General features: G+C 66.8%; 20 protein-coding genes and 1 other RNA gene. 20 read left to right on the plus strand and 1 reads right to left on the minus strand.

Going from position 1 to position 20,334, the window contains the following annotated elements; translation table 11 throughout:
- The 14 genes from ACNH6H_RS14650 (at position 1) to mraZ (ending at position 13,118) form a co-directional block, all read left to right on the plus strand.
- Positions 1-1,179: an amino acid ABC transporter permease gene (locus tag ACNH6H_RS14650; protein WP_418318658.1), complete on the plus strand. Its 1,179-nt coding sequence runs from the start codon at positions 1-3 to the stop codon at positions 1,177-1,179.
- A 141-nt stretch (positions 1,180-1,320) separates the two neighbouring features.
- On the plus strand, positions 1,321-2,433 hold the full coding sequence (locus tag ACNH6H_RS14655) for an amino acid ABC transporter permease (RefSeq protein ID WP_418318660.1): 1,113 nt from the start codon (positions 1,321-1,323) through the stop codon (positions 2,431-2,433).
- Positions 2,434-2,445: 12 nt separating this feature from the next.
- A complete protein-coding gene (locus ACNH6H_RS14660) occupies positions 2,446-3,189 on the plus strand; it encodes an amino acid ABC transporter ATP-binding protein (RefSeq protein WP_418318662.1) in 744 nt (247 codons plus the stop codon).
- Positions 3,190-3,230: 41 nt separating this feature from the next.
- Positions 3,231-3,965 (plus strand): amino acid ABC transporter ATP-binding protein, encoded by a 735-nt coding sequence (locus ACNH6H_RS14665; protein WP_418318663.1) that lies wholly within the window; start codon positions 3,231-3,233, stop codon positions 3,963-3,965.
- Positions 3,966-4,073: 108 nt separating this feature from the next.
- Positions 4,074-4,589, plus strand: a complete 516-nt coding sequence (locus ACNH6H_RS14670; RefSeq protein WP_418318664.1) for a hypothetical protein — start codon at positions 4,074-4,076, stop codon at positions 4,587-4,589.
- 82 nt (positions 4,590-4,671) lie between these two features.
- A complete protein-coding gene (gene pyrC, locus ACNH6H_RS14675; protein ID WP_418318665.1) occupies positions 4,672-5,703 on the plus strand; it encodes a dihydroorotase in 1,032 nt (343 codons plus the stop codon).
- A complete protein-coding gene (locus ACNH6H_RS14680) occupies positions 5,700-6,617 on the plus strand; it encodes an NYN domain-containing protein (protein WP_418318667.1) in 918 nt (305 codons plus the stop codon). Before pyrC ends, ACNH6H_RS14680 begins: the two co-directional genes overlap by 4 nt.
- 10 nt (positions 6,618-6,627) lie before the next feature.
- Positions 6,628-7,440: a DUF3025 domain-containing protein gene (locus ACNH6H_RS14685; RefSeq protein WP_418318669.1), complete on the plus strand. Its 813-nt coding sequence runs from the start codon at positions 6,628-6,630 to the stop codon at positions 7,438-7,440.
- An RNA gene (rnpB, locus tag ACNH6H_RS14690) (RNase P RNA component class A) lies at positions 7,439-7,776 on the plus strand. The genes ACNH6H_RS14685 and rnpB overlap by 2 nt, the downstream gene beginning before the upstream one ends.
- Positions 7,777-7,860: 84 nt before the next feature.
- Positions 7,861-9,069, plus strand: a complete 1,209-nt coding sequence (locus ACNH6H_RS14695) for a multidrug effflux MFS transporter (RefSeq protein WP_418318671.1) — start codon at positions 7,861-7,863, stop codon at positions 9,067-9,069.
- Positions 9,070-9,150: 81 nt separating this feature from the next.
- Positions 9,151-10,311, plus strand: coding sequence for a carbonic anhydrase (locus tag ACNH6H_RS14700; protein ID WP_418318673.1), 1,161 nt, complete (start codon positions 9,151-9,153; stop codon positions 10,309-10,311).
- 111 nt (positions 10,312-10,422) lie between these two features.
- Positions 10,423-10,992, plus strand: a complete 570-nt coding sequence (locus ACNH6H_RS14705; protein ID WP_418318675.1) for an NnrU family protein — start codon at positions 10,423-10,425, stop codon at positions 10,990-10,992.
- Between the two features lie 38 nt (positions 10,993-11,030).
- Entirely contained in the window at positions 11,031-12,410 is a 1,380-nt protein-coding gene (locus tag ACNH6H_RS14710) for a chloride channel protein (protein WP_418318677.1), read from the plus strand.
- A gap of 267 nt (positions 12,411-12,677) precedes the next feature.
- Positions 12,678-13,118 carry a division/cell wall cluster transcriptional repressor MraZ gene (gene mraZ / locus ACNH6H_RS14715; RefSeq protein ID WP_418318679.1) on the plus strand — a complete coding sequence of 147 codons (441 nt, stop codon included), beginning with the start codon at positions 12,678-12,680 and terminating at the stop codon, positions 13,116-13,118.
- Here mraZ and ACNH6H_RS14720 read toward each other — a convergent pair.
- On the minus strand, positions 13,108-13,278 hold the full coding sequence (locus tag ACNH6H_RS14720; RefSeq protein ID WP_418321499.1) for a hypothetical protein: 171 nt from the start codon (positions 13,276-13,278) through the stop codon (positions 13,108-13,110). The two genes, mraZ and ACNH6H_RS14720, sit on opposite strands and share 11 nt — an antisense overlap.
- Between ACNH6H_RS14720 and rsmH the strand changes: the two genes are divergently transcribed.
- Genes rsmH through mraY form a run of 6 tightly spaced genes read left to right on the plus strand, consistent with a single transcriptional unit; the run spans position 13,207 to position 20,334 of the window.
- Complete coding sequence (gene rsmH / locus ACNH6H_RS14725) at positions 13,207-14,130, plus strand: 16S rRNA (cytosine(1402)-N(4))-methyltransferase RsmH (protein ID WP_418321334.1); 924 nt, start codon at positions 13,207-13,209, stop codon at positions 14,128-14,130. The two genes, ACNH6H_RS14720 and rsmH, sit on opposite strands and share 72 nt — an antisense overlap.
- Complete coding sequence (gene ftsL / locus ACNH6H_RS14730; protein ID WP_418318681.1) at positions 14,127-14,465, plus strand: cell division protein FtsL; 339 nt, start codon at positions 14,127-14,129, stop codon at positions 14,463-14,465. The genes rsmH and ftsL overlap by 4 nt, the downstream gene beginning before the upstream one ends.
- The gene (locus tag ACNH6H_RS14735; protein WP_418318682.1) at positions 14,462-16,258 is read left to right on the plus strand and encodes a peptidoglycan D,D-transpeptidase FtsI family protein; all 1,797 of its coding nucleotides are present in this window, start codon (positions 14,462-14,464) and stop codon (positions 16,256-16,258) included. The genes ftsL and ACNH6H_RS14735 overlap by 4 nt, the downstream gene beginning before the upstream one ends.
- Positions 16,258-17,766, plus strand: coding sequence for a UDP-N-acetylmuramoyl-L-alanyl-D-glutamate--2,6-diaminopimelate ligase (locus ACNH6H_RS14740; RefSeq protein WP_418318683.1), 1,509 nt, complete (start codon positions 16,258-16,260; stop codon positions 17,764-17,766). Before ACNH6H_RS14735 ends, ACNH6H_RS14740 begins: the two co-directional genes overlap by 1 nt.
- Positions 17,763-19,166 carry a UDP-N-acetylmuramoyl-tripeptide--D-alanyl-D-alanine ligase gene (locus ACNH6H_RS14745; RefSeq protein WP_418318684.1) on the plus strand — a complete coding sequence of 468 codons (1,404 nt, stop codon included), beginning with the start codon at positions 17,763-17,765 and terminating at the stop codon, positions 19,164-19,166. The genes ACNH6H_RS14740 and ACNH6H_RS14745 overlap by 4 nt, the downstream gene beginning before the upstream one ends.
- Positions 19,156-20,334, plus strand: a complete 1,179-nt coding sequence (gene mraY, locus ACNH6H_RS14750; RefSeq protein ID WP_418318686.1) for a phospho-N-acetylmuramoyl-pentapeptide-transferase — start codon at positions 19,156-19,158, stop codon at positions 20,332-20,334. Before ACNH6H_RS14745 ends, mraY begins: the two co-directional genes overlap by 11 nt.

The following is a 20,334-nucleotide window of genomic DNA, read 5'->3' on the forward strand; positions in this document are numbered from 1 at the left end:
ATGGCTGAACGACGGCCGCCGAAACGGCGCGACTGGTCCTGGCGCAGCCAGGCCTTCCGCGGCCTGGTCTACCAGGTGGTGGCGATCAGCCTGGTCGCGCTCGGCCTCTGGTACCTCGCCCACAACACGCTTGCCAACATGGAGGCGCGCGGCATCCAGAGCGGCTTCGGCTTTCTGGCCCAGCCGGCCGGTTTCGACATCGGCGAAACGGTGCTCAACTACGACGCGCTCGACCCGTACTGGCGCGCCTTTGTTGCCGGCCTGCTGAATACGCTGCGGGTCGCGATCATCGGCATCGTGCTGGCCACGCTGCTCGGCACCGCGCTCGGCATCGGCCGCTTCTCGCACAACGCACTGATCCGCGGCATCTGTTACGGCTATGTCGAGCTGTTCCGCAATATCCCGGTGCTGCTGCAGCTGCTGATGTGGTACCTGACGTTCACCGAAATCCTGCCGCCGATCGCCGAGCCGATTTCGGTTGGCGGGCTGTTTTTCCTCAGCAAGAACGGCTTTGCCTTTCCGACGCCGGTCTGGGGCCTGGGCCAGGGGCTGGCCGCGATCGGTGCGCTGATCGGTCTTGTGATCGCGATCGTCTACCGGCGCTGGGTGTTCCGCCAGTTCGAACTGACCGGGCAGGTTCGCAGCATGATCGTCGTGCCGATCGCGATCGTCTTCGGCGGCGCGTTTGCCGGCTGGCTGCTCGGTGGTGCGCCGACCGCCTGGAGTGTTCCGGAGCCGGGCATCTTCACGATGGACGGTGGTGCGGCCGCGACACCTGAGTTTCTGGCGGTGCTGCTCGGGCTGACCTTCTATACCTCGGCCTTCATTGCCGAGGTCGTGCGCGCCGGCATCGCATCGGTGTCGCATGGCCAGGTCGAGGCTGCCAGCAGCATCGGCCTGAAGAAGAACCAGGCGATGCGGCTGGTCATCCTGCCGCAGGCGCTGCGCGTGATCATTCCACCGATCACCAGCCAGTACCTGAACCTGACGAAGAACTCATCGCTGGCGGTGGCAATCGGCTACCCCGACATCGTGTCGATCGCCAACACCGCGCTGAACCAGACCGGCCGTGCGGTCGAGTGCATCGCGATCATCATGCTGGTCTACCTGACGCTGTCACTGGCCACGTCGGCCTTCATGAACTGGTACAACGCGCGCGCCGCGATCAAAGAGCGATGATGACCCCCCCCCGAAGCGCCTTCGGCGCCTCCCCCCCAGGGGGGCGCCGCCAACGGCCCGGCAAAGCCGGATCCGTGGCGGCTGCTTGGTTGGAATGGATGCCTGCCTGGCGCAGCGCGAGCCCGGCAACGGAGCACTGAAATGGACGCGACCTACAAACCTTTCAAGCCGATCGAGCCGCGGCCGGCGCCGATCAAGACCGAGGGCGCGATGCCCTGGATCCGCGACAACCTGCTCGGTGACTGGATCAGCATCCTGACCACCGTCGCGATCATCGGACTGATCGCCTGGTTCGTCCCGCAGATCATCAACTGGGGCATGCTGCGCGCGGTCTTCGAGCCGGATGCCGACACCTGCCAGGCAGCGCGCGGCATCGGCGCCTGCTGGGGCGTGGTGGCCGAAAAATACCGCATCATCATCTTCGGCCGCTATCCGTATGACGAGCAGTGGCGGCCGCTGCTGGCCACCGTGCTGCTGCTCGGCCTGCTGATCGCCAGCTGCATCCGCGTATTCTGGAAGCCATGGCTGGCGCTGCTGTGGGTCGTCGTCGTCGGCGCCTTCCTGGTTCTGATGGGCGGCGGCTTCTTCGGCCTGTCGCGGGTCACCACCGACCAGTGGGGTGGCCTGCCGCTGACGATCATGCTCGCCGCGCTCGGCATCGTGCTGGCATTTCCGCTGTCGGTGCTGGTCGCGCTCGGCCGCCGCTCCGACCTGCCGGCGATCCGCACCGTCTGCATCGTCTATGTCGAGCTGATCCGCGGCGTGCCGCTGATCTCGGTGCTGTTCATGGCGTCGTTCCTGTTTCCGCTGTTCATGCCGATCGGCAAGTCGCCCGACGTGCTGATACGCGTGCTGATCGGCATCACCTTGTTTGCCGCCGCCTATCTGGCCGAAACGGTGCGTGGCGGCCTGCAGGCGATACCGAAGGGGCAGATCGAGGCGGCGCAGTCGATCGGCCTGACCTACTGGCAGACGCAGCGCAAGATCGTGCTGCCGCAGGCTCTGGCGATGGTCGTGCCGGGCATCATGAACATCTTCATCGGCATCTTCAAGGACACCTCGCTGGTGACCATCGTCAGCCTCTACGAACTGACCGGCGCGCTGAGCCTGGCCCTCAATTCGGATGCCGACTGGCGGCCATTCAAGATCGAGGGCTATCTGTTCATCACGCTGATCTATTTCATCTTCTGCTTCTCGATGTCACGCTACAGCTTGTGGATCGAGCGCCGGCTGGCGGTGAGCAAGAACCGATAGGACCGTTGCGCCATGAGTCAATACATCATCGAATTCGACAAGCTGAACAAGTGGTATGGCAACGATTTCCACGTGCTGCGCGACATCGACCTGAAGGTCGAGCAGGGTGAGCGGATCGTCATCTGCGGCCCGTCCGGCTCCGGCAAGTCGACGCTGATCCGCTGCATCAACCGGCTCGAAGTGCACCAGGAAGGGCGGCTGCTCGTCGACGGCGTCGAGTTGACCGATGACATCAAGGCAATCGACAAGGTGCGGCGTCAGGTCGGCATGGTGTTCCAGCAGTTCAACCTGTTCCCCCACCTGACCGTGCTGGAAAACCTGACGCTGGCGCCGATGTGGGTCGGCAAGACGCCGAAGAAAGATGCCGAGGAGCGTGCGATGCAGCAGCTCGAGCGGGTGCGCATCGCCGAGCAGGCGAAAAAGTACCCGCTGCAGTTGTCCGGCGGCCAGCAGCAGCGGGTCGCGATCGCCCGCGCCTTGTGCCTGACGCCGAAGATCATGCTGTTCGACGAGCCGACCTCGGCGCTCGATCCGGAGATGATCAAGGAGGTGCTCGACGTGATGATCGAGCTCGCCGACCAGGGCATGACGATGTTGTGCGTGACGCACGAGATGGCGTTCGCGAAGGCGGTCGCGAACCGCGTGATCTTCATGGACCAGGGCCAGATCGTCGAGCAGAACGAGCCGAACGAATTTTTCGACAATCCGAAGAGCGACCGCACGAAGGACTTCCTGTCGAAGATCCTCGGCCATTGAGTCCGGTGGCGGCGGCGGTGCAAGGCGCGGCGGACGGCCCGATGATCGAGATCCGCGGCGTCAGCAAGTGGTACGGCGAATTCCAGGTGCTGACCGACAACACGACGTCGATCGCCCGCGGCGAGGTCGTTGTCGTCTGTGGCCCGTCCGGCTCCGGAAAAAGCACACTGATCAAGACGGTCAACGGGCTGGAGCCGTTCCAGGAGGGCGAAATCGTTGTCGACGGCGTCTCGCTGGCCGACCCGAAAACCAGCCTGCCGAAGCTGCGCGCGCGCGTTGGCATGGTGTTCCAGCATTTCGAGCTGTTTCCCCACCTCAGCGTGACCGACAACCTGACGCTGGCGCAGATCAGGGTGCTCGGCCGCAGCAAGGACGATGCGGTGGCGCGCGGCCTGAAGATGCTCGACCGCGTCGGCCTGATCGCGCACAAGGACAAGTTTCCGGCCCAGTTGTCCGGCGGCCAGCAGCAGCGCGTCGCGATTGCCCGCGCGTTGAGCATGGATCCGATCGTGATGCTGTTCGACGAGCCGACCTCGGCGCTGGACCCGGAGATGGTCGGCGAAGTGCTCGACGTGATGGTCAAGCTGGCCGAGGACGGCATGACGATGATGTGCGTGACCCACGAGATGGGTTTTGCGCGCAAGGTCAGCGACCGCGTGATCTTCATGGACCACGGCCGCATCGTCGAGGACTGCAGCAGCCAGGAATTTTTCGACCACCCGGAGCAGCGGGCGGCGCGTGCGCAGGAATTTCTGTCGAAGATCCTGCAGCACTGAGGCGCGGCCGGCCGCGTTTGCAACACCTTCGAGTTGAACCGAAACGCTCCGGCTGAATCTGAACGGAATCAGCGTTTTGCATCCTGCCGGATGCATCCGGAGGTCCAGATGTCTGCAGCTGCCGTTTTTCCGCTTCTCCTGTTGGTGTTGCCGCTGCTCGGCCAGTCGGCAAGCGCCGCGCCGATCTGTCGCTGGGTCGACGACAGCGGGCGGACCCATCTCGCCGACGTGGTGCCGGAGCGTTATGCAGCCACTGCGCAATGCAGCGATTCGAGCCAGTACCGGATCGATCCCGATCGGGTGATCAAGGCGCAGCAGGAGGCGCAACTTATGCGGCAACGCGCCGGTCTCGGCGATCAGCGCGCGGTCGACCCGGCACAGTCGGCCGCTTCCGGCGCCGGATCGGGCCGTCCTCCGGCGGCTTCACCGACGACGCAGCGGCGTCCGTCCAGAGGGGTCGACGACTCGACCGACTGCGCGACCTGGCGGCAGCTGTACCGCGAGAGCGGCGAATGTTTCGGCCCGTATCGCACCGTTGGCGGCGGCGTCAAGGCCGAGGCCTTCGACAAGTGCCGGCCGATTCCGAGCCCGGAGCTGAAGTGCGGGCCCGGAGGGGCCAACTGACGCGCGCAGCCACTCGCAGTGCAGCGGCCGGCATCGCGCGCCGGCATTCCGACGGCCACAGGCCGGATGCGAGAATCAGCGGATGACCGACACCTTGACGATCACCCGCCCGGACGACTGGCACCTGCATGTGCGCGATGGCGCTGCGATGGCCGCCGTGGTGCCCGACAGCGCACGCCAGTTCGGCCGCGCGATCATCATGCCGAACCTGAAGCCGCCGGTGACGACGACCGCACAGGCGCTGGCGTATCGCGATCGCATCGTCGCCGCGGTGCCGCCGGGCGTCGACTTCGAGCCTCTGATGACGCTGTACCTGACCGATAGCCTGCCGCCGGCGGAGATCGAGCGCGCGGCCGCTGCCGGCATCAAGGCGCTGAAGCTGTACCCGGCCGGTGCGACGACGAACAGCGATGCCGGCGTCACCGATCTGCGCAAGACCTGGGCGACACTCGAAGCGATGCAGCGCGCCGGTTTGTTGCTGCTGGTGCACGGCGAGGTCACCGATCCGGAAATCGACTTGTTCGACCGCGAAAAGGCCTTCATCGACCAGAAACTCGAGCCGCTGCGGCGCGAGTTTCCGGAGCTGAAAATCGTCGTCGAGCACATCACGACGCGCGACGCGGCGCAGTATGTCGCCGAGGCCAGTGAATCCCTCGGCGCGACGATCACCGCACACCACCTGCTGTACAACCGCAATGCGATCTTTCTCGGTGGCATCCGGCCGCATTACTACTGCCTGCCGGTGCTGAAGCGCGAGACCCACCGCCAGGCGCTGGTCGCCGCGGCGACCTCCGGCAACAAGCGCTTTTTCCTCGGCACCGACAGCGCGCCGCACGCCGCCCATCTGAAGGAGCATGCGGTCGGCTGCGCCGGCTGCTATACCGCCGCATCGGCGCTGGAGCTGTATGCGCAGGCCTTCGACGAGGCCGGCGCATTGGATCAGCTGGAAGCCTTTGCCAGTTTCAACGGCGCCGATTTCTACAGCCTGCCGCGCAACCAGGGCAAGGTGACGCTGCGCCGCGAGCGCTGGACCCTGCCCGAAACCCTGCCGTTCGGCGATGCCGAGCTGAAGCCGCTGCGCGGTGGCGAAACCCTGGACTGGAAACTCGCATGACGCCGGCACGAGCTGTTCCCTATGTGATGCTGCTGATCGACGCCGACAACGTCAATGTCGAGGTCATCGAGCAGGCGCTGGCGCTGGTGATCGAACGCCATGGCGCGGCCCATGTGCGGCGCGCCTGGTGCACTGCCGAGCTGGCGGTGAAGCAGGTCAAGCTGTTCAAGTCGCTGTCGATCAGGCCGATGGTCAATGTCTCGACCGGCAAGAATTCGACCGATATCGCATTGGCCGTCGACGCGATGGAGCTGGTGGCCAGCGAGCGGCCCGACATCGTCGTGCTGGTGTCGTCGGACTCCGATTTCGCGCCACTGGTGATCCGGCTGCGCGAAAAGGGCTGCCGCGTCGAAGGCATCGGCCAGCTCGGCAAGACCGGTGATGAATCGAAGCCGGTCTACGACGACTTCGTCGACCTGCCGCACCACGCGGCGAGCCGGACCGCACGGCCGGTTGCGACGGCGAAGCAGGCGGAGACCCGTGCCGCCGCGCCGGCCAAACGTGCGGCAAAAAGCCGCAGCAGCCGCAGCAGTTCGCGCGCGGGCACCGCGTCGTCGGCACCTGCACCAGCACCGGCACCAGCAGCACCGGCACCGGCGCCGGCACCGGCACCGGCACCGGCACCGGCGCGGGCGCAGCAGGCGCGCGGCCGCCGCTCGGCAAGGTCGACCGACGCCGGCTCGACAGCGGCGGCGTCCCCGGCCGAGGTCGAACGCATGCTGGATGCGCTGCCGGACTTGCGCGCCGGCGCGCGGATGCAGCTGAACCAGGCCAAACAGGGCCTGCTCGATGCCGGTCTGCTGGCACGCAGCGCGCCATCGACGAAGCTGTTCCGCAAATATCCCGAGTTGTTCGAGCTGACGCCGGAACGCACGCCGAACAAGGTCCGCTACCTGGCGCCGGAAGAACGCTGAGGCGCAGCCGATGGGCGGGGTGGTCGACCGGCTCGCCGACGTCGATTGGGCGGCGCCCTGGCTTGCGCGTTATCGGCGGACCGGCCGCCGCCTCGCCGCGTCGCTGGCCGCCGGCGCCGATGTGGCCGGCGCGCTGAATGCCGAACTGGCCGCCGCAGCGGGTGGCTGTGGCGTGCCATCGCTGAGCGCCGGCCCGTTGCGCTTCGTCGCGCAGTCCGAATTGCCGCCGGGCCTGGCCTACGAAGCCTTCATCGCCTCGACCGCCAGCGTGCCGACCCGCGACAACCTGCACGACCTGTTCAACGGGCTGATGTGGCTGCATTGGCCACATCTGAAGCGCCATCTGAATGAATTGCAGGCGGCCGAGATCGCCCGCCAGCCGACGGCTGGCCGACGCGGCCCGGTGCGCGATGCGCTGACGCTGTTCGACGAGAATGCCGCGCTGCTGCGGCTGCCACCGCTGCTCGAGCAGGCGCTGCGGCGCCGAAATTGGCATGCGCTGTTCGTCGAGCACCGTTTGGCCTGGGCCGATGCCTCCATCCATCTGTTCGGCCATGCACTGGTCGAGAAACTGGTCGAACCACGCAAGCCGATCACCGCCCACGCCTGGCTGCTGCCGCATCAACTGGCCGACCAGGACATCGAGGCCTTCCTCAGCGAATGGCTGACCCCCGAACGGCTCGCCGCACGCTGCCACGTCCCGCTGCCGGTGCTCGGCGTGCCGGGCTGGTGGGCGGCAAACGACGAGCCCGGCTTCTATGCCGACCCGGCTGTTTTCCGTCCGCTGCACGAAAACGGTGCAGCGGCGATAATTCCCCGGTGAAGCGAGCCAGACCGCCGCTGTTGCATCACCCGAAAGGGCGCATCGGAGGAAGGTCCGGACTGCACAGAGCAGCGCAGCAGCTAACCGCTGTCCACCGCAAGGTGAGGATCAGAGCAACAGAGACGAGTCGAGCGGGCGTTCGCCCGCCTCGGGTGAAACGGGCAATCTCTGCGCGCAGCAACACCAAATAGGCACACGTCGATCCGGCTCGGGGAGTGTGCGGGTAGGTGGCACCGAGCTTCGCAGCGATGCGGGGCCCAGAGGAATGGCGGTCACGGCAGGCGCCCGCAAGGGCGTCGTGCCGCACAGAATCCGGCCTATCGGTTCGCTTCACTTTTTTATCCGCCGGCAGTTCCGCGGCACCATTCTTCTTCAACCGCCAAGGCCGCCGGCCGCGGCCTGTGACCGGACCCGTTGCCGATGAATCCTGATGCCGCAATGCTGTGGCGCCGGCCGCAGTGGGCGTTGGCGATGCTGCTGGCCTGCCTGGGCATGCTCGGCCCGTTCTCGATCGACACCTACCTGCCGGCATTCACCGGCATCGCGCGGTCGATCGGCGCAACGCCGGTCGAGATGCAGCAGACGCTGTCGGCCTATCTGTTCGGCTTTGCGGTGATGAACCTGTTCCACGGCGCGCTGGCCGACAGCTTCGGCCGCCGCCCGGTCGTGCTGACCGGGGTCGCCTTGTTCACGCTCGCGTCGGCAGGCTGTGCACTGTCGGATCACATCAGCACGTTGATCTTTTTCCGCGCGCTGCAGGGCATGTCGGCCGGCGCCGGCATCGTCGTCGCTCGCGCGGTGATCCGCGACATGTTCGCGCCGGCCGATGCGCAGCGCGTGATGTCGCAGGTGACGATCTATTTCGGCGTCGCGCCGGCGGTCGCGCCGATGGTCGGTGGCTTCCTGTTCGTGCATGCCGACTGGCACAGCATCTTCTGGTTTCTGACGCTGATCGGCGTCGTGCTGTGGGTCGCCAACTACCGGCTGCTGCCGGAAACGCTGCACGTGATGCAGCGCCAGCCGTTCAATGCCCGCCATCTGATGCGCGGCTACTGGCAACTCGGCGCCAGCCCGCGTTTCCTGATGCTGGCACTGGCCAGCGGCATTCCGTTCAATGGCATGTTCCTGTATGTGCTGTCGTCGCCGGTTTTTCTCGGCGAGCATCTGCAGTTGGCACCGGGGCAGTTCTTCTGGTTCTTCGTGCTGACGATCGGCGGCATCATGGGCGGCGCGTTTCTCAGTGGCCGGCTGGCCGGCAAGATCAAGCCGCGTCATCAGATCCGCCATGGCTTCGTGATCATGCTGGTCGTCTCGCTGCTCAACGTCGCGCTGAATCTGCTGTTCACGCCGAATGTCTGGTGGGCGATGTGGCCGATCGCGATCTACGCCTTCGGCTGGGCATTGATGGTGCCGGTCGTCACGCTGCTGGTGCTCGACCTGGTGCCGGAGCGGCGCGGCATGGCCTCGTCGCTGCAGGCCTTTGTCGGCAGCGTCGCCAACGGGCTGGTCGCCGGCGTGATTGCGCCGCTGGTGATGCATTCGACGGTCGGGCTGGCCACCGCATCGCTGCTGATGATGAGCATCGGCATCGTCGCGTGGATCTGGGTCAAGCCTCGGGTCGAGGCTTAGAAATTCAAGACGCCTGGCGGGAGGCCGATAAAGGCGGCTGGAGGCGGCAGGCGCCGGCTCGTTTTTGCTGGAGCCTGTTCGATGTTTCTGCTGCCCCGCCTGGCCGCTGCTGCGGCGGTCTTCGTTGTTCAACTGCCGCTCAGCGGCGCCGCGCTGTCGGCATCGCCGCCGCCGTTGATCGACCCGCAGAACTCTCCGTCGCGGGAGACCGCGCCGCGGGCCGGCACGCCTGGTGCCGCCGCCATCGTTGCGGCGAAGACGAAGGAATTGCCCGCGAAGGACAGCCCCGAGCAGATGCGCCAGCGGCTGGTCGACGCGCTGTCGGCTGCCGACGGCAAGAGTACCGGCGCCGGTGCAGCTGCGAAGACGCTGCAGATCGTCAACCGGCGTGAGCCGGCCAGCCAGCCTGCGACGGCGGTGCGAACCGCCGCACCGGCAGCGCCGCCGCGCGCTGGCGCTGAGCCGATGGCGCTGGTGCCGGGCAGCACGGCCCGCCTTGCCGCGGTGCAGCGGCTCGATGCTGAGCGCCGCGAAACGACGCACGGGGCGGCCGCGCATGCCCATGGTGCACCGAAATGGGCCTATGACGGCCCGTCGGGCCCGCATGCCTGGGCCGATCTGAAGCCCGAATACGCGACCTGTGCCAGTGGCCAGCGGCAAAGCCCGATCGATCTGCGCGACGGTCTGAAACTGCAGCTCGAGCCGATCGGCTTCAACTATGCGCCGAGCTCGATCCGCGTCGTCGACACCGGCCACACGATCCAGGTCAACGTCGGTGCCGGCAACTGGATCGAGGTGATGGGACGGCGCTTCGAACTGCAGCAATTCCATTTCCACAAACCGTCGGAGGAACGCATCGACGGCCGCCGCTTCGACATGGATGCCCATCTGGTGCACCGCGATGCCGACGGCCGGCTGGCAATCGTCGCGGTGCTGCTCAGCCGTGGCGCTGCGCAGCCGCTGATCCAGACGGTCTGGAACAACCTGCCGCTGGAAAAGGGCAGCGACCAGCTGGTCGGTGCGGCGGTCGATCTGAATGCGCTGCTGCCGACAGCACGCGGCTATTTTGCGTACATGGGTTCGCTGACCGAGCCGCCATGCACCGAGGACGTGTTGTGGCTGGTGATGAAGTCGCCGGTCGAGATCTCGCCGCAGCAGATCGCGATCTTCGACCGCCTCTATCCGATGAATGCCCGTCCGGTGCAGGCCACGGCAGGGCGAATGATCAAGGAATCGGAGTGACGCGCTGCCGGCAGACCGCGCGACCGTGATACCGTCGGCGTCGTCGCCTGTGCCGGCGCTGCAAGCTTCTGCGGCGCCGCGGCACGAGACCTGCGACGGGTGGAAGGAGTCATGGCGGTCCTGCTGGCTGGTCTGGTGTTGTTTCTCGGTTTGCACTCGGTGTCGATCGTCGCGCCGCAGTGGCGTGACGCACGCGTCCGGCAGTTCGGTGAGCTGCGCTGGAAAGGGCTTTATTCGCTGATCGCCGCCGTCGGGCTGCTGCTGATCATCGTCGGCTACGGGCTGGCGCGGCAGTCTCCGATCACGCTCTACACCCCGCCGGCGATGCTGCGCCATCTGGCCTGGCTGTTGATGGCGCCGGTGTTCGTGCTGCTGTTTGCCGCCTATCTGCCGGGGCGGATCCAGTCGGCAACCCGCCATCCGATGCTGCTGGCCGTCAAGCTGTGGGCCACCGCACACCTGCTGGCCAACGGCAGCGTCGCCGACGTGCTGCTGTTCGGCGGCTTCCTCGCCTGGGCCGTCGCCGACCGCATCTCGATGAAGCGCCGTCCGGCGCGGCCGAAACCCGAATTGCCGGTCGGCCGCTTCAACGATGCGATCGCAGTGGTCGGCGGGTTGGTCGTCTATCTGCTGTTTTTTGCGGTCGGTCATGCCTGGCTGATCGGCGTCGCACCGCGCTGAGGCGCGATCACCACCCAAGGATCCGCAAGCAGCAGTCGATGGCCCATCTTCCCGATTTCTGGAGCAACCTGAAGGCCGAACTGGCCGGTGGCCATCAGTGGCGCGATCGGGTCGTCGTGCTGGCCTATGCGGTGGCCACCGGCCTGACGGTGGTCGGCTTCACGATGCTGGCCGAGGCCGCCAGCGAATTCTTTTTCCACCTGCGCGCGCTCGATCCGTGGGACGCGAAAAACGTGCCGTTCGGCATGTCGCTCGGTGTCGGGCTGACGCTGTTCTGGACGCCGATCCTGACCTTCGCGCTGGTCTGGTGGTGCCGCAAATATGCGCCGTTTGCCGCCGGATCCGGCATCCCGCAGGTGATGGCGGCGCTGCAGGAAGACCTGCCGGCCGACAAGCAGAGCCGCTGGGTTTCGGTGCGGATGTCGATGCACAAGATTGCACTCGTCTCCGGCGGGTTGCTGGCCGGCTTGTCGATCGGCCGCGAAGGGCCGACGGTGCAGGTCGGCGCCGGCATCATGCTGCATGCGAGGCGCTGGCTGTCGCCGCAGTCGGGCATCGATGGCTACGACCTGATGGTCGCCGGCGCGGCGGCCGGCATCGCCGCTGCGTTCAACACGCCGCTTGGCGGCATCGTGTTCGCGCTCGAGGCCTTGTCGCGCCGGCGTGGCATCTCGCACAGCTCGTTGGTGATCTCGGCGATCGTGCTGGCCGGTCTGGTCGCGATCTCGGCATTCGGCAATCTCAGCTATTTCGGCCGGCTGCAGGTGCAGTCGCTGTCGCTGAACCTGCTTTGGCCCGGGCTGCTGGTGGTGGTTCTGGCCGGGCTCGGCGGCGGCCTGTTCTCGCGCCTGATCGTTGCATCGGCGCAAGGCATGCCGGACCGCTTCTGCCGCTGGCGGACCGCCCATCCGCTGCGGTTTGCCGCCGCCTGCGGTGCCGGCGTCGCAGTGATCGGCGCGGTCACCGGCGGCGCCACCGCCGGCGCCGGTTACGAGCCGACGCGCGCCCTGCTCGAAGGGCATGCCGACCTGCCGATCGTCTACACGTTGCTCAAGTTCATCGCGACCTGGTTGTCGGCCTGGTCCGGTGTGCCCGGCGGGATGTTCGCGACCTCGCTGGCGATCGGCGCCAGCCTCGGCAACGATGTCGCGCTGCTGACCGGATTGAGCGCGCAGGACGCGATACCGCTGATCGCGCTCGGCATGGTCGGTTTTCTCGCCGCGGCGACGCAGGAGCCGATCACCGCCTTCATCATCGTGATGGAGATGGTTGCCGGCCAGACGATGGTGCTGAGCCTGATGGCCACTGCCTTGCTGGCCAGCGGCATCTCGCGGATGCTGACGCGGCCGATGTACGGCGAACTGATGCTGCTGATGCTGCCGCCGAAGCCGGCCGGCAGCGCCGCGACCGGCTCCTGACAGCAGCGCGCGCACCGGCCGCGCCGCCGGCGTTGTGGCCGCGCAGCGGGCGTTACAAGCTTGAAACGCCACCAGTGGCGGCCGGCTCCTCAGAGTTCACTTTCAGTGCACACCACAAGTGCTTGTTTTTGAACGCCTTTTTTCGCCGGTTTTTACCTTTCAAAGTTTTCGTAAGTACTTGATTTCATTGATTTTTTCTTTGCCGTTTGATTGACCGGCCCCAAAACCTCGGTTAAAGTGCATGAAAGTGCATTTTTGTGGGGCGAGGTGGCAAATATCGTATTCCAGGGTGCTTCGGCGCTGACGTTGGACGGCAAGGGGCGTATCGCCATGCCTGCGCGTCATCGCGAGGTGCTGGCTGCGATTGCCGTCAACCAGTTGACGATCACCAAGCACCCGGAAGGCGCGCTGATGATTTTTCCGCGTCCGGCGTGGGAGGATTTTCGCGACCGCGTCGCTGCATTGCCGATGTCGGCGAGCGGCTGGAAGCGGGTATTCCTCGGCAATGCGATGGACGTCGAGATCGACGGCTCGTCGCGGGTGCTGATTTCGCCCGAGCTGCGCAAATCGACCGGCCTCGAAAAGAACGTGATCCTGCTCGGCATGGGCAGCCACTTCGAGTTGTGGGACGCGGCGCGTTATGAAGAACACGAAGCCCGCGTGATGCAGTCCGAATTGCCCGAGTCGCTGAAAGATTTCAGCTTCTGACCCGCGCACCGCACCCAGCCAATCCGTGACTGCCGATTCCCCCGTCTTTGCCCACACGACCGTGCTGCTGCACGAGGCGGTCGATGCGCTGCTGCTGCGCGACGGCGTCGAGCAGACCGACGGCATCTATGTCGACGGCACCTTCGGCCGGGGCGGGCATGCGCGGGCGCTGCTGCAGCGGCTCGACGAGAAAGGCAGGGTGATCGCCTTCGACCGCGATCCCGAGGCAGTTGCTGCCGCCACCTCGGGAACAGCGCGGGTCGACGACCCGCGTTTTTTCATCCACCACAGCCGTTTCGGTGACATGGCCGCGGTGCTGGCCGACCACGGCGTGACGCAGGTCGACGGCGTGCTGCTCGACCTCGGCGTGTCGTCGCCGCAGATCGACGACCCGCAACGCGGCTTCAGTTTCCGGTTCGATGGTCCGCTGGACATGCGGATGGACACGACGCGCGGCGAAAGTGCCGCGGATTTTCTCGCCCGCGCCGATGAGCGCCAGATTGCGGAGGTGATTCGTGACTATGGGGAAGAACGGTTTGCTGGGCAGATTGCAAAGGCGCTTGTTGCTCGGCGCGAAAGCGGGAGCCCTGTGCGAACCACGGGGGCGCTTTCCAACCTCGTGGCTGGTGCGGTCAAAACCCGTGAAGCAGGCCAGGACCCAGCAACGCGCACATTTCAAGCGCTTCGGATTTTTGTCAATGCCGAGCTTGAGGAGCTCGAACAGGCCCTGAGCGCTTCGCTGGACCTGCTCGCGCCGGGCGGCAGGCTGGTCGTGATCAGCTTCCACTCGCTCGAGGACCGCATCGTCAAGACCTTCATTGCCCGCGAGAGCAAGGCGGTGTTCGACCGGCGCGCGCCGTTTGCCGCGCCGCCGCCGCTGCGGCTGAAGGCCAGGGGCCGCTTCAAGCCCGGTGAAACCGAGATCCGCGCCAATCCGCGCTCGCGGTCGGCGGTGATGCGGGTTGCCGAACGGACCGATGTGGGATTGGCGCAGCCAGGCGGTGCCGCATGAGCAGCCGCATGAACGTCATCCTGCTGCTGGTGCTGCTGGCCAGTGCGCTGTATCTGGTGCGGGTCAGCTACGACGGGCGCCGCCTGTTCACCGCGCTCGACCGCGCACAGTCCGAAGCACGGCAGCTCGACGTCGAGCACGAGCGTCTGCAGGCCGAACTGCAGGCGCAGGCGACGCCGCTGCGGATCGAACGCACCGCGCGTGAAAAACTGGCAATGCGCACCGCGACGCCGGCGGTCACGCGTTATGTCGACGCGCCGCTTCCCGGCGCGCCGGTGGTCCGTTTTGCCAGCCCGCCGGCCAGTGCCGCCAGCGCAGTCGGGGTGAAGCGATGAAGCGCAACAAGCGGGCATCGGTGCCGGGTTCGATCGCCAACCTGCGCAACCTGAATTATTCGACCAGCCCGCTGCTGGCGTCGCGCACGCCGCCATGGCGGTCGAAACTGCTGGTGGCGCTGGTCGGTGCCGGCTTCTGCGTGCTGATCGGCCGCGCTGCCTATGTGCAGGTGGTTGGCAGCGACTTTTTCCAGCGGCAAGGCGAGATCCGTTATGCGCGCACGCTCGAGCTGACCGCGAGCCGCGGCCGCATCCTCGACCGCAACGGCGTGATCCTCGCGCTGAGCGTGCCGACGCCGTCGCTGTGGGCGATCCCGAAGGACCTCGAGGCAACGCCGGCGCAGCGGGCCGAACTCGGCCGTCTGCTGAACATCGGTCCGAAAGACCTTGCCGCCAAGCTCGACGACCGGCTGAGCTTCGTCTGGCTGCGCCGCCAGGTCGACGAAAAACTCGCGAAGCAGGTGCTGGCGCTCGGCATCAAGGGCGTCTACGACGTGCGCGAGTTCAAGCGCCGTTATCCGGAAGGCGAGGCGGCGGCCCATGTGGTCGGCTTCACCAATGTCGAGGACAAGGGCCAGGAAGGCATCGAACTCGCGTGGCAGAAGGAACTCGCCGGGCTCGACGGCAGCCGCCGCGTGATCAAGGACCGGCTCGGCCGCGTCGTCGAGGAAATCGGCGACAGCGTTGCCGCGACCAACGGCCGCGACATCACGCTGTCGATCGACTCGAAGATCCAGTTTTTCGCCTACCAGCGGATGCGCGATGCGGTCGCCGAGCACAAGGCGAAGGCCGGCAGCGTTGTCGTGCTCGATGCGAAATCCGGCGAGGTGCTGGCGTTGGCCAACTACCCGAGTTTTGTTCCCGGCGACCGCAAGAAGCTCTCCGGCGAGCAATTGCGCAACCGCGCGCTGACCGACACCTTCGAGCCGGGCTCGACGATGAAGCCTTTCATCATCGGCTGGGCGATGGAGTCTGGCCGCGTCAAGTCGTCGACGGTGATCCAGACCGCGCCGGGCCGGATCACGGTCGGCGGCGCGACGATCAGCGATGCCCATCCGCACGGCCCGCTGACGGTCGCCGAAGTGGTGCAGAAATCGAGCAACGTCGGCACCGTCAAGCTGGCGATGCAGATGCAGCCGCGCGAAATGCACGAGTTGTTCTCGAACCTCGGTTTCGGCCAGAAGCCGCAACTGGCGTTCCCCGGCGCGGTGACCGGCCGGCTGCGGCCGCACAAGAGCTGGCGTCCGATCGAACAGGCGACGATGAGTTACGGCTATGGCCTGTCGGCCAGCCTGTTCCAGCTGGCGCGTGCCTATACCGTTTTTGCGCACGACGGCGAACTGATTCCGATGACGCTGCTGAAGCGCCCGCCGCAAGAGGCGGCGACGCCGGTCAGCGGTGTTCGCGTGTTGTCGCCGGGCGTTGCCAGCGAAGTCCGTCAGATGCTGCAGATGGCTGCAGGTGCCGGTGGCACGGCACCGCTGGCGCAGGCGATCGGTTATTCGGTCGGCGGCAAGACCGGCACCGCGCACAAGCAGGAAGGCAAGGGTTATTCGGCGAAAAAATACCGCTCGTGGTTCGTCGGCATGGCGCCGATCAGCGACCCGCGCATCATCGTTGCGGTGATGGTCGACGAGCCGAACAACGGCAAATATTACGGCGGCCTGGTCGCCGCGCCGGTCTTCAGCGAGGTCGTTCAGCAGACGCTGCGTACGCTGAACGTGCAGCCCGATCTCGATGTGCGGCCGCACATCGTGACCCGCCAGCTGCCGGCCGTCGAGGAGAGTTTCTGATGGCGGTGCCGCAATTGAACGGAATCGCCGACATCCTCGACTGGCTGCGCCAGCGTGGTGCGAGCGGCCTGTGTTCGGACAGCCGACGCATCGCAGCCGGCGATGCCTTCATCGCCTGGCCCGGCCAGGCGAGCGATGCGCGCGTATTTGTCGATGCGGCGCTCGCAGCAGGCGCGGTCGGCTGCATCGTCGAGGCCGACGGTGTCGACGCGTTTGCCTTTGACGGGCGGCCGCAGATCGCCGTGGTTGCCGGGCTGAAGGCAATCAGCGGCGAGATCGCCGCTGCCTTCTACCAGCAGCCGAGCGACGCGCTGCAGCTGCTCGCGGTGACCGGCACCAACGGCAAGACCTCGACCACATGGTGGCTGGCACAGGCGCTGAACCACGTCGGCCGGCGCTGCGGCGTGATCGGCACGCTCGGCGTCGGCATCCCGCCGGAGCTGGTGCCGACCGGGCTGACGACACCCGATCCGGTCGGCCTGCAGCACGCGCTGCGCCGTTTTGCCGATGACGGCATCGATGCCTGTGCGATCGAGGCCTCGTCGATCGGCATCGAGGAGCAGCGGCTTGCCGGCACCCGCATCGCGGTCGCCCTGCTGACCAATTTTTCGCAGGACCACCTCGATTACCACGGCGACATGGACAGCTACTGGCGGGCCAAGCGCCGGTTGTTCGACTGGCCCGGGCTGCGCGCCGCCGTCATCAATCTGGACGATCCGAAAGGGCCTCCACTGGCTGCCGAGCTGGCCGGCGGCGCACTCGATCTGTGGACCTATTCGGCCGGCAGCGAAGGCCGGCTGACGGCAGGGCCGGTCGGCCACGGCGGCGGCGGTCTTGCGTTCGACGTCCGCGAGGCAGGCGAATCGGTGCCGGTCCATTCGTCGCTGATCGGCGACTTCAATGTCTCGAACCTGCTGGCGGTGATCGGCGGGCTGCGCGCGCTCGGCATTCCGCTCGCCGATGCAGCGCTCGCCTGCGCGTCGCTCGGCGCGGTGCCCGGCCGCATGCAGCGCATCGACGGCCCGTCGATCGATGCGCCGCTGGTCGTTGTCGACTATGCGCATTCGCCCGACGCGATCGACAAGGTGCTGACGGCGCTGCAGCCACTGGCCGCCGCGCGTTCGGGAGTGTTGTGGTGCGTGTTCGGCTGCGGCGGCAACCGGGATCGGCGCAAGCGACCGCTGATGGCGGCAACGGCCGAGCGCCTCGCCGGCAAACTCGTCGTCACCAGCGACAACCCGCGGCACGAGGAGCCGGCGGCGATCATCGGCGAAGTCGTCGCCGGGCTGGCCGCGCCGGAGCAGGCAGCGGTGATCGAGGACCGTGCCGCGGCGATCGCCTGGGCAGTGCAGAACGCGGCCGCCGCCGACGTCGTGCTGCTCGCCGGCAAGGGCCACGAGAACTACCAGGAAATCGGCGACCGGCGGCTGCCGTTCTCCGACGCCGAACTGGCCGCCGAACAGCTGCAGCGGCGTGGCGGCGCGGCCGCGGTGGAGGTGCTGCAATGATGGACCTCGCACTGGCCCACAGCCTGCTGCCCGGCGCGCAGCTGGTCGGCGACCCGTCGGTGACGGTGCAGCGGGTGCACAGCGACAGCCGCAGCCTGCGCGCCGGCGACCTGTTCGTTGCGCTGCGCGGCGAGCGTTTCGACGCCCACGACTACCTTGCGCAGGCAGCCTCTGCCGGTGCGAGCGCAGCGCTTGCCGAGCGCGGCATCGCCGAGGCCGGTTTCAGCGGCCTGCAGGTTGACGACAGCCGCAAGGCGCTCGGCCAGCTGGCCGCGGCGTGGCGGCGGCGCTTCCAGCTGCCGCTGATCGCGGTCACCGGCAGCAACGGCAAGACGACCGTGACGCAGATGGTCGCGAGCATGCTGCAGGCCTGGCTCGGCGATGCCGCGCTGGCGACTGCCGGCAATTTCAACAACGACATCGGCGTGCCGCTGACCTTGCTGCGCCTGCGTGAGCAGCATCGGGCGGCGGTGATCGAGCTCGGGATGAACCACCCCGGCGAAATCGCCCAGCTCGCAGCGTTCGCCGCACCCGGCATCGTGCTCGTCAACAACGCGCAGCGCGAGCATCAGGAATTCATGGCCAGCGTCGAGGCGGTCGCGCGCGAAAACGGCAGCGCGATCAGCGCGCTCGATGCCGACGGCATCGCGGTCTTCCCGGTCGATGACGCCTACGCCGCGCTGTGGCGCGGTCTGGCCGGCCAGCGCCGTTGCATCAGATTCGGGCTCGATGCGGCAGCCGATGTCAGCGCCGGCGCGAGCTGGCACGGCGATCACTGGCGGCTCGCGTTGTCGACGCCGCAGGGCCGGGTCGAGGCGCGGCTCGCGCTGGCCGGGCATCACAACGTGCACAACGCGCTGGCAGCGACTGCCTGCGCCGTGGCTGCCGGCTGTCCGCTCGATGCGGTCGGCCGCGGCATCGATGGCTTCGTCGCAGTGAAGGGCCGCTCGGCACTGCTGCAGCTGTCGCTTGGCGGGCGTCCGGTTTCGCTGATCGACGACAGCTACAACGCCAACCCCGATTCGGTGCGTGCCGCGATCGACGTGCTGGCCAGCCTGCCGGCGCCGCGCTGGCTGCTGCTCGGCGACATGGGCGAGGTCGGCGAGCATGGTCCGGCCTTCCATGCCGAGGTCGGCGCCTATGCGAAGCAGCGCGGCATCGATGTGTTGTGGGCTGCCGGCGAGGCCTGTCGCGCCAGCGCCGATGCCTTCGACGGTGCACGCCATTTCGACGGTGTCGACCAGCTGGTGGCTGCGCTCGGTGCCGCGCCGCCGGCGGCGTCGATCCTCGTCAAGGGTTCGCGCTTCATGCAGATGGAGCGCGCGGTCGCCGCGCTCGTCGAACGCAGCAATCAACCGGCCGGCGACGTGCCGCCAACAGGAGACCGGCATGCTGCTTAGCCTGGCCGAATGGCTGCAGACGCTGTCGCCGGAATTCGGCTTCTTCCGCGTCTTCCAGTACCTGACATTCCGCGCGGTGATGGCGGCGATGACGGCAATGCTGATCGGGCTGGCCTTCGGCCCGTGGGTGATCCGCCGGCTGCAGTTTCTGAAGATCGGCCAGCCGGTGCGCGAATACGCGATGCAGTCGCACCTCGCAAAAAGCGGCACACCGACGATGGGCGGCGTGCTGATCCTGATCGGCATCGGCGTTTCCACCTTGCTGTGGTTCGACTGGAGCAACCGCTTCGTCTGGATCGTGATGGTCGTGACGCTCGGTTTCGGCGCGATCGGCTGGGTCGACGACTGGCGCAAGGTCGTGCACAAGAACCCCGAGGGCATGAGCTCGAAGGAGAAATATTTCTGGCAGTCGATGATCGGCCTGATCGCCGCGCTGTACCTCGCATTCAGCGTCAGCGAAACGTCGAACCTGCGGGTGCTCGAACTGTTCGTCAACTGGGTCAGGAGCGGCTTCTCGAACGAGCTGCCGCCGAAGGCCGACCTGATCGTGCCGTTTTTCAAGACGGTCAGCTACCCGCTCGGCGTGTTCGGCTTCATCATGCTGACCTACTTCGTGATCGTCGGCGCGAGCAATGCGGTCAATCTGACCGACGGCCTCGACGGTCTGGCGATCATGCCGGTCGTGATGGTCGGCTCGGCGCTCGGCGTCTTTGCCTACGTCACCGGCAATGCGGTGTTCAGCCGTTATCTGCTGATCCCGTATATCCCGGGCGCCGGCGAACTGCTGGTGTTCTGCGCCGCGATGGCCGGTGCCGGGCTCGCCTTCCTGTGGTTCAACACCCATCCGGCGCAGGTCTTCATGGGCGACGTCGGCGCGCTCGCGCTCGGCGGCGCGCTCGGCACGATCGCGGTGATCACGCGGCAGGAAATCGTGCTGGGCATCATGGGCGGCATCTTCGTTGCCGAAGCGCTGTCGGTGATGGTCCAGGTCGCCTGGTTCAAGTTCACGAAGAAGCGCTACGGCACCGGCCGGCGCATCCTGAAGATGGCGCCGCTGCACCACCATTTCGAGAAGTCGGGCTGGGGCGAGACGCAGGTCGTCGTGCGCTTCTGGATCATCACGATGCTGCTGTGCCTGATCGGCCTGGCCAGCCTGAAGCTGCGGTGA

Source organism: Pseudideonella sakaiensis, from assembly GCF_048320135.1.
GTDB classification, from domain to species: Bacteria; Pseudomonadota; Gammaproteobacteria; order Burkholderiales; family Burkholderiaceae_C; genus Ideonella_A; species Ideonella_A sakaiensis_A.